We start from the raw sequence: 13,674 nt of genomic DNA on the forward strand, positions 1-13,674 counted from the left end.
GCATGCATACCACGTGCGTTGCCTTGAGATGGTACCAGTGACATACCAGACAAAACCAGTTCCTCCGGACCCGGCGCCAGCCCCAGTCAGCACGATGATCGGCAGGTGAAATTGGTACCACCGCAAAGCCGCGTCACAACGTCCGATTGCCACACTGGTATGGTCATTGGTATCGTGAGGGCATGGAAACCGCCCTCGTCAACGAATACCGCCGGCTCAGCCGCGACCCCGCCGCCAGCCAGCCGCTGGCCTACCTGCGCCTGCGCCGGGCCATCCGCAACGTGGTCGAGCACCGCGACATCGAGCCGGGCCAGGCCCTGCCCAGCGAGCGTGACCTGTCGCGCCTGCTGCAGCTGTCGCGGGTGACCGTGCGCAAGGCCATCGCCGGCCTGGTGGAGGAGGGCCTGCTGAACCAGCGCCACGGCGCCGGCACCTTCGTGGCCGAACGCATCATCAAGCCAATGTCGCGCCTGACCAGCTTCACCGAGGACCTGCGCGCGCGCGGCCTCAACCCGCGCTCGGAATTCTTCGAGCGCGGCGTGGGCGAGGTGACGCCGGAGGAATCGATGGCGCTGAACCTGTCGCCCGGCGTGCTGGTGGCGCGCCTGCACCGCGTGCGCTACGCCAAGGAGGAACCGCTGGCGATCGAGCGCAGTGTGGTGCCGGCCAGCATCCTGCCCGACCCGATGGTGGTGCACGACTCGCTGTACCAGGTGCTGGAGACCCTGGGCGCGCGCCCGCGCCGCGCCCTGCAGCGCCTGCGCGCGGTGTCGCTGGGCGCGCAGCAGGCCCGCCTGCTGCACGTGGCGCCGGGCAGCGCCGGGCTCAACATCGAGCGCCGCAGCTTCCTCGACGACGGCCGCGTGGTGGAGTTCACCACCTCCTGGTACCGCGGCGACATCTACGATTTCGTGGCGGAATTGCAGACCGACTGAGCGGCGCTACCGCTCCACCTCCGCCGGCGCCGCATCACCCTCGCGCTGCGCCAGCGGCAGCGCGTCGGTCACCAGGTGCATCAGGAAGCGGCCGGGCTGCTCCTGCATCATCATGTGCGCCGAGTCGGCGAACACCACCAGCTTCTTCGACGGCGCCTTTAGCTGCGCGTACCAGGCCTCGGCCAGCTCGTGCGGCGTGGTGTAGTCGTGCGCGCCGACGTAGACCAGCACCGGGCAGCCGAAGCGGGTGACACGGTCGAAGTCGGTGGCCATCAGCGCCGGCAGCAGGTGGCGGAGCGAGAACAGGCTGCCCTTGCCGATGGCCTCGAAATCCTCGCGGCTGTAGTCGGGCGACAGCGACTCGGCATCGTCCTCGAACTGGTAGTCCTGGCGGCCCCAGGCGAGCCCGCCGTAGTACATCTCCCACTTGCTGCGCATGCCGATGCGCTCGATGGTCATCGGGCCGTCGCCGGGATAGGGCGCCAGGGCCTCCAGCTCGCGGATGGCGGTGGCGTTGCCTTCCTCGCGGGCGCGGCGCAGGGCGTACTGGTAGCCCAGGGCCTCGTTGCGGCGGCCGTTTACCACCTGGCCGGTGGAAATGTAGGCATAGAACCATTCCGGATGCCGCTGGGCCAGCGTCACGCCCAGGATCGAGCCCCAGGAATGGCCCAGCAGGAAGATCTTCCGCTTGCCGTAGCGCTCGCGCAGGTACTGCACCACCTGGGCCGCATCGTCGGTCATGCCGTCCACGTTCATGCCGGGCGCCATCGCCGCCTCGCTGTTGGCGCGGTAGGTCCTGCCGGCGCCGCGCTGGTCCCACTGCACCACGGTGAAGTAGTCCTCCCACGGGGTCTGGAAGGTGTAGGCCTCCGGCATGGCGGGCGAGGCGGGGCCGCCGTGCAGGAACAGCAGGATGGGATTGCGCCGGTCCTTGCCGCGCACCGAGATCCACTGGTCGATGCCGTTGATGCGCAGCTTGAGCGTCTCGTTCACGCCTTGCGACGCGGAGATCATGCGGTTGCTGTCGAGGATGCGCGTGACCTCCTCGCGCGTCAGGGCCGGCGAGGCGGCCGGCGCATCGTCCGCGCGCGGCGCGGTGGCGGCGAGGCTGGAAACGGTGGCAAGGGCGAACAGCAGGATGGCACGCAGGGGCTTCAAGGCAACGCTCCGGTAGGTCTGGTTGATCTTGCCCTGGCCACAGCAAGCGCCATGCCATGGCCCGTTTGCCTGTCCGCACAGGCCCTTGCGGCGTCTTTCCGCGGACAGCGGCCAGTCCGCGGACGTCCGCCGCCCGGGATGCCGGACACCCGGCGGCGAGCATGTCCGGGCGCCTCGCCCCGCGCCACCCGCGCATGCCGGAGGCATGACGCCCGGCACATCCGCGTCACCGACTTACGGCACATTCGCGGTCATGGCTTTGGGCGCATAAAAGTCGCCGGCGCGCATCGGCGCGCCACCTTATCCCGGCGCGGCAGGGGCGCGCGTTGCCAGCGGTGTGACGATCCGTGAACCTGTTCGCGCCATTGATACGCCGACCGACCGGTACCTCGCTGCTGGCGCTGGGCCTGGCCCTGGCCGGCCTGTGGGCCTACCTGCTGCTGGGCGTGGCCGCGCTGCCCACGCTGGAATTCCCGGGCATGGTGGTCTACACCGAAGTGCCGGGCGCCAACGCGCAGACCATGGCCGCCACCGTGGCCGCGCCGCTGGAGCGCCACCTGGGCCGCATCCCCGGCATCAAGGAGATGCACTCGGAGAGCAACGACGGCTCCACCTCGGTGCGCCTGCTGTTCAACTTCGGCAACAACACCGACAAGCTCGCGCGCGACGTGCAGGCCGCCATCAACGCCAGCGTGGCCGACCTGCCCAGCAACATGCCGGTGCCGCCGCGCTACTACAAGTTCAACACCGCCAACATCCCGGTGCTGCTGCTGTCGCTCACCTCGCGCACGCTGCCGCCGGACAAGCTGTACGACCTGGCCGACAGCCTGCTCAATCCCGCCATCGCGCAGATTCCGGGGGTGGCGCAGGTGCGCGTGATCGGCGGGCGTCCGCGCGCCGTGCGGGTGGAGCTCAACACCGTCGCGCTGGCCGCCAAGGGCCTCACCGCCAACGACGTGGCCAACGCGCTGCGCGCCGCCAACGTGACCTCGCCCCAGGGGCTGCTCAGTGACGGCCTCACCCAGATGACGGTGACCGCCAACGACGCGCTGCACAACCCGGAGGAATTCGCCAGCCTGCTGATCGCCACCCGTAGCGGCGCCCCGGTGCGGCTGTCCGACGTGGCCCGGGTCGTCAACGGCCAGCAGGACGAATACCAGGCCGCCTGGTTCAACGACCAGCGCGCGATCGCCATCCGCATCGCCAAGCGCCCGGAGGCCAATGCGGTGGCCACCGCCGACGCGGTGCGCGCCAAGCTGCCGCAGATGCGCGCCTGGCTGCCGGCCGACCTGCAGATCACGCCCATCTTCGACCTGACCCAGACCACCAAGTCAGCGCTGCACGAGGTGCAGGTGGCGCTGCTGCTCAGCATCGTGATGGTGGCGCTGGTGATGCTGGTGTTCCTGCGCCGCCTGCGGCCGACCCTGATCGCTTCGCTCAGCGTGCCGCTGTCGCTGGCCGGCGCCTTCGTGGTGATGCTGGCGCTGGGCTATACGCTCAACACCTTGTCGCTGGTGGCGCTGGTGCTGTGCATCGGCTTCGTGGTGGACGACGCCATCGTGGTGATCGAGAACATCGTGCGCCACATGGAGCACGGCGAGCCGCCGCTGCAGGCGGCGCTGATCGGCGTGCGCGAGATCGGCTTCACCGTGGTCTCCATCACCCTGTCGCTGATCGCGGTGTTCGCGCCTCTGCTGTTCGGCAACAACCAGTTCACCCTGCTGCTGCGCGAGTTCTCGGTGACGCTGACCTCCGCGGTGGTGATCTCGGCGATCATCTCGCTCACCGTCACGCCCGCGCTGTGCGGGCGTTATCTGCGCCCGGAACACGCCGCCGGGCGGAAGCCGAACCGGATGGAGCGCGCGCTGGCCCGTTTCGACCGCGGCCTGCACCGCGCCTACGAGCGCGCGCTGGACTGGGCCATGCGCCATCGCCGGCTGATGCGCTGGCAGCCGGCGATCCTGCTCGCGCTGACCTTCGCCATGGCCACCCTGGTGGTGAAGCTATTCGGCTTCGACTTCATGCCGCCGGAGGATATCGGCATGATCCAGGGCGACGTGCGCGCCGACGCCAACATCTCGCCCACCCTGATGGCCGTGCGGGCGCAGCGCGCCGCGGCGCTCATGCTCACCGACCCGGCGGTGCTCGACGTCACCACCTTCCTGGGCAGCGACAACGCGGGCGGCAACGTAGGCAACCAGGCCACCATGTTCGTGGACCTCAAGCCGCGCGGGCACCGCCCCGGCGAGCGGCCCGATTCGATCAAGCAGGTGATCGCGCGCCTCAACAAGGCCTACGAGAAGCTGCCGGAGCTGCGCGTCTCGCTCAATTCCATCGGCTTCTTCAACGACAACAGCGACAGCAACCGCGGCAGCCAGAGCTTCCAGCTCATCAGCAGCGACAACATCGACCTGCAGCCCTGGGCGCTGAAGGTCACCCAGCTGATGCGCCGGTACAAGGAATTCCATGACGTCAGCAGCGACTACGACAGCATCGACAAGCAGCAGATGCTGGTGGTGGACCGCGCCGCCGCCGGACGCCTGCAGGTGGGCATGGGCAACATCGACTCGGCGCTGTACAACGCCTTCGGCCAGAACCAGGTGTCGATCATCTACTCGGACATCAACCAGTACTGGGTGGTGCTGACCTCGACGGCGGAGCGCTCGCTCAGCCCCGCCACCCTGCTCAACACCTATGTGCGCAGCGACATGGGCACCATGGTGCCGCTGTCGGCGATGGCGCGCATCGAGCCCAGCGTCAGTCCCTCGCTGGTGATCCATACCAACCAGCTCGAGGCCGCGCAGATCTACTACAACACCGAGCAGGGCCTGGCGCAGGACAAGGCGATGGCGCTGATCGAGCGGATCGTGGCCGACGCCCGCCTGCCCGCCGGCGTGCAGCTGGGCTATACCGGCAGCGCGCAGAACCTGGAGGAAACCCGTTCCAACGCGAACGTGCTGCTGATCGGCTCGATCCTGGCGATGTACATCGTGCTGGGCATCCTGTACGAGAGCCTGGGCCACCCGCTGACCATCCTCTCCACCCTGCCCGCCGCCGGTGCCGGCGCCTTCCTGGCCATGCTGGCCACCGGCACCGCGATGTCGCTGATGGCGATCATCGCGATCCTGATGCTGATCGGCATCGTCAAGAAGAATGCCATCCTGATGGTCGACTTCGCCCTCGTGGCACAGCGCGAGCGCGGCCTCTCCCCGCCCGACGCCATCCGCGAGGCCGCCCTGGTCCGCTTCCGTCCCATCACCATGACCACCCTCGTCGCCATGGGCGCCGCCCTTCCGCTCGCCATCGGCTTCGGCATCGGCTCGGAAATGCGACAGCCGCTCGGCGTCGCCATCGTCGGCGGCCTGCTCGTCTCACAGCTGCTGACCCTGCTCAGCACCCCCGCCATCTACCTGTGGAACCACGACCGCAAGCTCCGCAAGCAAGCCCGCAAGGCCAAGCGCGCCGCCAAGCGCGCGCTCAAGGCACAGCCGGCCGCAGGCTAAGCCACCTGTGGGAGCGCACCCTGCGCGCGACAGAACGGCCACCTACATGTATCGAAAAGCGTCGCGCACAGGGTGCGCTCCCACAGAATGGGGAGACGCGATGCATCCCAGAAGATCCCCTGCCTTTCGGCACGGACCGACTTCAGGCACATTCGTCGCTCCTGCCCCCACAGGCCACAATGGGGGCATGTCGGTGCTTTGCGTGCGTGCCATGGCCTGCGCAACCCCCTATCGGTACGGAAACCTCCAGTGAACATCTTCGCCCCTCTCATCCGACGCCCCGTGGGCACCTCGCTGCTGGCCGCCGGGTTGCTGCTGGCCGGCCTGTTCGCCTATCGGCTGCTGGGCGTGGCGGCGCTGCCCTCGCTGGAATTCCCGGGTGTCTACATCGTGGCGCAGATGCCGGGCGCCAGCGCGCAGACCATGGCCTCCACCGTGCTGGCGCCGCTGGAACGGCACATCGGACGCATTCCCGGTATCGACGACATGTATGGCAACGCCACGGAAGGCTCGGCGTCGATCCAGGTACGCTTCACCCTGGACCGCACGGCGGACAAGGCCGCGCGCGACGTGCAGGCGGCCATCAACGCCGCCCAGGCCGACCTGCCGGTGCTGCCCAGCCCGCCGCAGTACTTCAAGTTCGATACCTCGCAGATTCCCATCCTGCTGGTCTCGCTGACCTCCACCGGGTTGCCGCAGGACAAGCTGTACGACCTCACCGACACCCTGCTCAAGCCCGCCGTGGCGCAGATTCCCGGCGTGGCCCAGGTGCAGGTGTTCGGCGGCACGCCGCATGCGGTGCGGGTGGAGCTGGACATCAACGCGCTGGCGGCCAAGGGGCTCACCGCCAACGACGTGCGCAACGCGCTGATCGCCGCCAACGTGACCTCGCCGCAGGGCATCCTCACCGACGGTCTCACCCAGATGACGGTGACCGCCAACGACGGCCTGCAGCAGGCGGCGGATTTCGCCAAGCTGTTGATCGCCAACAAGAGCGGCGCCACGGTGCGCCTGTCCGACGTGGCCAAGGTCAGCAGTGGCCAGCAGGACATCTACCAGGGCGCCTGGTTCAACGGCCAGAGCACGGTCGCGATGCAGATCAGCAAGCGGGCCGAGGCCAATGCGGTGGAAACGGTGGACGAGATCCGCCGCCGCCTGCCGGAATTCCGCGCCTGGATGCCGGCGGACGTGCAGGTCACCCCGATCTTCGACCTCACCACCACCACCAAGTCCGCGCTGCACGAGGTGCAGATGGCGCTGCTGCTCAGCATCGTAATGGTGGTGCTGGTGATGCTGGTGTTCCTGCGCCGCCTGCGGCCGACCCTGATCGCTTCGCTCAGCGTGCCGCTGTCGCTGGCCGGCGCCTTCGTGGTGATGCTGGCGCTGGGCTATACGCTCAACACCTTGTCGCTGGTGGCGCTGGTGCTGTGCATCGGCTTCGTGGTGGACGACGCCATCGTGGTGATCGAGAACATCGTGCGCCACATGGAACACGGCGAGCCGCCGCTGCAGGCGGCGCTGATCGGCGTGCGCGAGATCGGCTTCACGGTGATCTCCATTACCCTGTCGCTGGTAGCGGTGTTCGCGCCGCTGCTGTTCGGCAACAACATGCTCATCATGCTGCTGCGCGAGTTCTCGGTGACGCTGGCGGTGGCGGTGGTGATCTCGGCCATCGTCTCGCTCACGCTCACCCCGGCGCTGTGCGGCAAGTTTCTCCGGCACGAGGAACCGGGCGAGCGGACGCCGGGCCGGGTCGAACAGGCGATGGAGCGCGTGGACCGCGGCCTGCACCGCGCCTACGAGCGCGCGCTGGACTGGGCCATGCGCCATCGCCGGCTGATGCGCTGGCAGCCGCTGATCCTGCTGCTGGCCACTTTCGCGCTGGGCGCGGCGGTGGTGGCGACCGCCGGCGGCAACTTCATGCCCGAGGAGGACATCGGCATGATCCAGGGCGACATCCGCGCCGACGCCAACATCTCCCCGACGCTGATGGCCACCCAGGCGCAGCGCGCCGCCAACATCATGAAGGCCGACCCGGCCGTGCTGGACGTGCTCACCACGCTGGGCGGCAACGATGGCACCGGCGCGGTGGGCAACATGGGCAGCATGTTCGTGGACCTCAAGCCGCGCGGCAGCGGACCCGACGATCGCCACGAGAGCGCCAAGGCGGTGATGGAGCGCCTCGCCAAGCAGTACGACGCATTGCCAGGCATCCGCGTCTCGCTGAGCCTGGTGCAGTTCCTCGGCGGCGGCGGCAGCGGCGACAAGGGCGGCCAGTACGAATTCCAGCTCATCAGCAGCGACGGCGAGAACCTGCAGCCGTGGACGCTGAAGATGGTGCAGCAGATGCGCAAGACCAAGGAACTGCGCGACGTCGGCAGCAACTTCGACCTGGTCGGCAAGCAGCAGATGCTGAAGGTGGACCGCGAGGCCGCCAGCCGCCTGCTGGTGAACATGGGCGACGTGGATACGGCGCTGCTCAACTCCTTCGGCCAGCGCCAGGTGTCGGTGATCTACTCGGACATCAACCAGTACTGGGTGGTGCTGACCTCCAGCTCGGCCACCTCGCTCAGCCCCGAGGCCCTGCTCAACGTGCGCGTGCGCAATGCGCAGGGCGCGATGATCCCGCTGTCGGCCATCGCGCACATCGAGCCGAACATGAATCCGATGCGCATCCGCCACCACAATCAGCTGGAAGCCTCCACCATCAACTACAACCTCGCCCAGGGCGTGAGCCAGGATGTGGGCATGAAGCTGGTGGAGAACGCCGCCATCGCGGTGGGGCTGCCTGCCGGCGTGCACGTGGAATACACCGGGCAGAACGAGCGCCTGCAGCAGGCCAAGAGCAACGGCATGGTGCTGCTGATCGCGGCCATCGTGGCGATGTACATCGTGCTGGGCATCCTGTACGAGAGCCTGGGCCATCCGTTGACCATCCTCTCCACCCTGCCCGCCGCCGGTGCCGGCGCTTTCCTGGCCATGCTGGTGACGCAGACCCAGCTCACCCTGATGGCGATCATCGCGATCCTGATGCTGATCGGCATCGTCAAGAAGAACGCCATCCTGATGGTCGACTTCGCCCTCGTGGCACAGCGCGAGCGCGGCCTCTCCCCGCCCGACGCCATCCGCGAGGCCGCCCTGGTCCGCTTCCGTCCCATCACCATGACCACCCTCGTCGCCATGGGCGCCGCCCTTCCGCTCGCCATCGGCTTCGGCATCGGCTCGGAAATGCGACAGCCGCTCGGCGTCGCCATCGTCGGCGGCCTGCTCGTCTCACAGCTGCTGACCCTGCTCAGCACCCCCGCCATCTACCTGTGGAACCACGACCGCAAGCTCCGCAAGCAAGCCCGCAAGGCCAAGCGCGCCGCCAAGCGCGCGCTCAAGGCACAGCCGGCCGCAGGCTAAGCCACCTGTGGGAGCGCACCCTGTGCGCGACACTTTTCGATGCATGAAGGTGGCCGTTCTGTCGCGCACTGGGTGCGCTCCCACAGGGGAAGCACGCCAAACGGCCGTCAATCCTTCGGGCTCGTGCAGGCCGCGTAGCGGCGGCCTTCGACCCGCACCACGTCGTGGCCCTGCACGCTTACGCGGGCGGTGTAGTGTTCCGGCGAATCGAAATCCACGCGGCCATGCGCGCCGGGCGGCGGCAGGCCGGGACAGGTAAGCGTCCAGGCCAGCGCCGTGCTGCCGCGCTGCGGGTTGGAACGCTCGCACCGGGCATGGCCCGGCACCGGCAGGTCGGCGAACGCGGCCCAGGGATCGGGGCCCTCGTCCACGCAATGCCACCGCACCTGGGGCGGGCCTTCGTGGCCATGCTCGAACGTGCGCGTGATGATCTTCCACAGGCCGGGCATGGCCTGGAAATCGCCGGGGTCGGCATGGCCGGGCTCGCCCAGCAGCGCCGCCGCCAGCAGCACCAGCACGGCCATGGCGCGTGCCGCCACCTGGCCACGCGAGGCTTCAGCGGATGGACGAAAGGCGTGCATGGCGATCGGGCTCCTGCCGGATGACGGAAGGCCCCGCCCGCTCGCGCGGGCGGGGACCGGCCCGCATTGCATCAGTCTTGTGTTTCAGCCGTTGCCGCGCCGGCGCGGCCATAGCCGCCGAAATCGAACATGTTCATCAGGTTGCCGATGGCGGGCGCGTTGAGCGGTACGTACGGGTTGACCGGCAGCGATACCGGGTTGGGCAGGTTGTCGCGGCTGCGGTTGGAGATGGTCTCGTGCAAGCCCCAGTTGGCCTCGACGAATTTGTCGAAGGAGACGTGGTCGTAGTACGTGTGCACCACGTGGCCGCCCTCGGAATAGCGCGAGACCACCAGCATCGGGATGCGCGTGCCATCGCCGAAGAAGTCGATCGGCTGCACGTAGCCCGAGTCGTAGTAGCCGCCGCCTTCGTCGAAGGTAATCATGATCGCCGTGTCGGCCCATACCTTCGGGTTGGCCTTGGCCATTTCCACGATCTTCTTCACGTAGCCCTCGAACAGGTCCAGCTTGGACGAGGCGGGGTGTCCATCGAGGATGCCGTCCGGCTTGGCGATGGCCACCGCCGGCAGGGTGCCGTTCTGGATGTCCTGGTAGAGGTCGTTGATGTCCTGGTTGTTCGCGCGCAGCTTGGGATCGGTCATGACCTGCGTGGAATACAGGAACGGGTCGCAGATGTTGCAGAAGGTGCCGGCCTCGCCGTCTTCCTTGCCGTCGCCCCAGCCTTCGCCGTAGTACTTCCAGCTCACGTGGTGGTGCGTGAGCAGCAGGGCGAGGTTGTCCTGGCGGCTCGGCGGGATGGTGAACTGGTCGGCGCCCAGCGGGGCCGGCGTGCCGTCGCCGAGGTAGCCCGGGTTGTAGTTGTTGACCAGGTAGTAGGCGCCCTTGCGGCAGTCCGTGCCGTGGAAGGTGCGGTAGGGCAGCGAGCGCAGGTAGCCCTGCACCGCGGCCACGCCGGGCTGGCTGTCGTCGCCGCAGTCCACGTAGGAACCGCCGCTGTAGCCGTCCTGCGTGTACCAGTTGTTGGTGCCGGCGAGCGCGTCCGGGTTCTCGATCTGGTTGGCCGGCGGCACGGCGGGGTTGCCGTTGGCATCGGCGTAGTAGATCAGGTCGCCGTAGCCCAGCATGATGTGGTTGGCGCCGGTGCCGCCCATCACCGACTGGTGGAAGTTGTCGCTCAGCGTGTAATTCTGCGCCAGTTCCTTGAAGTAGGGCGCATCGCCCTGCGCCATGTTGAGGAACTGCATGGCGGTGGAGCCTTCGCCGGTGCTCTGGTCGGTGAAGCCGGCCGGCGGCGCGTCGCCGTTGCTGCCGGCGCCGATGGTGGTTTCCACCCAGGGGAACAGGTCCGCGCGGCAGCCGCTGGGGTTCTTCGGGGTGGCGGCGCGTACGTCGCAATCGAGCTGCTGCCACATCTGGAAGAAGCGGTGCACTGGGCTGTTGGCGTAGTCGTCGTAATTGATCGAGGCGTGCATGTCCACCGGCGCGTTGGCCAGCTGGGCGGGGAAGCGCGTATCGACCACGCCGGCCGGCAGGCCGGTGCCGCCGTTGGCCAGTTCGCCGTAGGCATCCGTGGGCAGGGCCGGCTCCACCGCCTCGGCCTGCGCCGCCGAGGCGAACGGGGCCTGGGTCGGGGCGCTGCCGGTGTTCATCCGCGGCAGCAGGCCATAGGCGCTGGTGCGGGTGGGCGACAGGTCGAACTTGCCGGTATTGCTGGCCTGCCACTGGCGGGCCGCCGCCACGTTCGGGCCCGGCGTGCCGTCGGCGTTGACGATGCCTTCGGACAGCAGGTTGTGCACGCTCTGCCCCCTCGGCGGCGTGTAGGTGGCATAGACATGGTCGAAGGTGCGGTTCTCGCCGATCAGCAGGATCACGTGCTTGATCGGGGTGGCGGTGCGGTCGCTGCGATCCTCGCCATCGCCGCGCTCATGCTGCGCGACGATGCCGCCCGGCAGGCCGGAACGATGACGGGTGGCGGCGGCGGGTATGTTGTTGCGGAAGTTGGCGTCCTGTTGGGCGTTGCTGTTGCTCTGCGCGCTGACGATCCCGGCAAGGCCGGCGGCGAGCAGGCCAATGATCAGCGGCAGGTACCGCTGGCGAACATGCATCGTGGACATGACTTCGATCTCCTGCAGTCACCCTGTGGGGCTGCAATCGAGTGGTCCCCCTGCTTGGCCGGGCGTGCTCGCAACGTGGGTGCCCGGGCCGGCGGCAAGTCTGGTCCGCGTGGATGACGCTCGCTTGGCATTCCTGCGACAGCGGTGACGCCGGACATGACAATGCCAAGACGCCGCAAATGCTTGCGCGGCAAGGCCAATGCGCCATGCCCGGCATGGCGGGGCACGCCGCCGGGCGGTGGCGCGCGATCCGCAAGAACGTGTCCGCGACGTGAGTTTTCCCGATGCTTGAAACCGTGCGGTGCCGCACATGGCGGATTCAGGCAGGCCGCAGCAGGAAGGGCCGCATCATCTCGTTGTCCTCGTGTTCGAGCAGGTGGCAATGCCACACGTAGCGGCCGGGCTCACCCTCGAAGCGCGCGATGATGCGCGTGACCATGCCCGGGTCGGCGCGCACGGTGTCCTTCCAGCCCATCTCCTCCGGTGGCGGCGGCTGTGCCGGGCCGGTGTACTTGAGAGCGCGCGTGGCGTTCCAGGCGAACAGGTCGAACGGCCGGCGGTCCAGCACCTGGAAGCGCACCAGGTGCAGGTGCATCGGATGCGCGTCGCCAGTGAGGTTGACCATGCTCCAGATCTCCACGCTGCCCTGGCGCGGGTCCTCGGTGACCGGCGCGGACCAGTGCCTGCCGCCGAGCATCATCATCATCGGGTTGCCGCCGGCATCGTCCCGCTCGCCCAGGGCCAGCACGCGCTCGCGCACCGCGCCGGCCGGATCGAGCCGCTCGACCGGGCGCAACGCGGCCGGCAGCGCGCCGGTGTCGCGGCGGCCGCGGTCGCGCACGCGGAACTCCATGATCGCCTCGGACTGCTGTCGCAATTGCACGCGCTTGCCGTCCATGCCGGCGAAATCGACCACCACCTCCGCGCGCTCGGCCGGATACAGCGTCACCCGCTGGCGCGGCAGCGGCGCGGCCAGCAGGCCCTGGTCGCTGGCGACCTGCACCAGTGGCTGGCCGCTGGACAACGACAATTCGTAGAAGCGCGTGTTGGCCGCGTTGAGCAGGCGCAGCCGATAGCGGCGCGGCTCCACCTCCAGGTAGGGATACAGCTTGCCGTTGCACAGGATGGCGTTGCCGTGGCACTCGGACACCCACGGCGCCTGCGGATCGTCGGATACCGGGTAATAGAGCTGGCCGTCCCGTCCGATCAGGCGGTCGCACAGCACCAGCGGCAGGTCGCGATCGCCCGAGGGCAGGCCCAGCGCCTGCTCGGCCTCGTCGCGCACCAGGTAGGCGCCGATCAGGCCGGCATAGATGTTGAGCCGGGTGATGCCCATGGCATGGTCGTGGTACCACAGCGTGGCGGCGTCCTGGCCGTTGGGATAGTGGTAGAGGGCCGACCGCCCCGGCACGAACCAGGCCTCCGGATAGCCGTCGCTGGCGGCCGGCGCGCGCGCGCCGTGCACGTGGGTCACGGTGCGCACGGATGGCTGATCGCGTTCGGCGCCATGGACGTGGTGGTCGATCGGCAGGAAGTGGTGCTCGGGCAGCGCGTTGATCCATTCCACCAAGAGCGGCTGGCCGCTCGTGGCCACCAGGGTCGGTCCCGGGAACATGCCCTCGTAGCCCCACAGCGGCGTGGGCGGCAGGTCGCGATGCAGCGGCGCGCGGAAGGCGCGCATCGCCATGCGGTAGTAGGGCAGCGACTTCCCCGGATACGCCGGGTGCGCGCGTTGCCCGGCCGGCTTCGCCACGGGGGGAATCGGCAGCGGATCGACGAAGCGGGCCAGCGTCACCGGATTGACCAGCGGCACGTTCGGCGCCGCCAACTGGGGCGCATGCATGCCTTGCTGCGCCGCCGCCGGTCCCGCCAGCAGCGCCAGCTCGGCCGCCGCCGTGGCGCCGGCCAGATCCGCCAGGCCCCGCAGGAACTGGCGGCGCGAACGGTTCACGGGTGTCATCGGGCCACCCTAGGCAGG

Annotated in this window: 7 protein-coding genes; 3 read left to right on the forward strand and 4 right to left on the reverse strand. The window is 68.7% G+C overall.

The features are described 5' to 3' along the window. Positions 1–182: 182 nt before the first annotated feature. Positions 183–935, forward strand: coding sequence for a GntR family transcriptional regulator (locus MJ605_RS06740; protein ID WP_243040484.1), 753 nt, complete (start codon positions 183–185; stop codon positions 933–935). 6 nt (positions 936–941) lie between these two features. On the opposite strand, the gene MJ605_RS06745 is transcribed toward MJ605_RS06740, so the two are convergent. Further along, positions 942–2,093, reverse strand: coding sequence for an alpha/beta fold hydrolase (locus tag MJ605_RS06745; RefSeq protein ID WP_243040485.1), 1,152 nt, complete (start codon positions 2,091–2,093; stop codon positions 942–944). 347 nt (positions 2,094–2,440) lie between these two features. Here MJ605_RS06745 and MJ605_RS06750 point away from each other — a divergent pair, with 347 nt between their 5' ends. Beyond that, positions 2,441–5,596 carry an efflux RND transporter permease subunit gene (locus MJ605_RS06750; RefSeq protein ID WP_243040486.1) on the forward strand — a complete coding sequence of 1,052 codons (3,156 nt, stop codon included), beginning with the start codon at positions 2,441–2,443 and terminating at the stop codon, positions 5,594–5,596. A gap of 249 nt (positions 5,597–5,845) precedes the next feature. Beyond that, a complete protein-coding gene (locus tag MJ605_RS06755; protein WP_243040487.1) occupies positions 5,846–9,001 on the forward strand; it encodes an efflux RND transporter permease subunit in 3,156 nt (1,051 codons plus the stop codon). Between the two features lie 107 nt (positions 9,002–9,108). Here MJ605_RS06755 and MJ605_RS06760 read toward each other — a convergent pair whose 3' ends face one another. The 3 genes from MJ605_RS06760 to MJ605_RS06770 form a co-directional block, all read right to left on the reverse strand. Continuing rightward, positions 9,109–9,582: a DUF3617 domain-containing protein gene (locus MJ605_RS06760; protein WP_243040488.1), complete on the reverse strand. Its 474-nt coding sequence runs from the start codon at positions 9,580–9,582 to the stop codon at positions 9,109–9,111. A gap of 71 nt (positions 9,583–9,653) precedes the next feature. Next, positions 9,654–11,696, reverse strand: coding sequence for an alkaline phosphatase family protein (locus MJ605_RS06765; RefSeq protein ID WP_243040489.1), 2,043 nt, complete (start codon positions 11,694–11,696; stop codon positions 9,654–9,656). 319 nt (positions 11,697–12,015) lie between these two features. Further along, on the reverse strand, positions 12,016–13,656 hold the full coding sequence (locus MJ605_RS06770) for a multicopper oxidase family protein (protein WP_243040490.1): 1,641 nt from the start codon (positions 13,654–13,656) through the stop codon (positions 12,016–12,018). Positions 13,657–13,674 lie beyond the last annotated feature (18 nt).

This window comes from Dyella sedimenti, from assembly GCF_022760995.1.
GTDB classification, from domain to species: domain Bacteria; phylum Pseudomonadota; class Gammaproteobacteria; order Xanthomonadales; family Rhodanobacteraceae; genus Dyella; species Dyella sedimenti.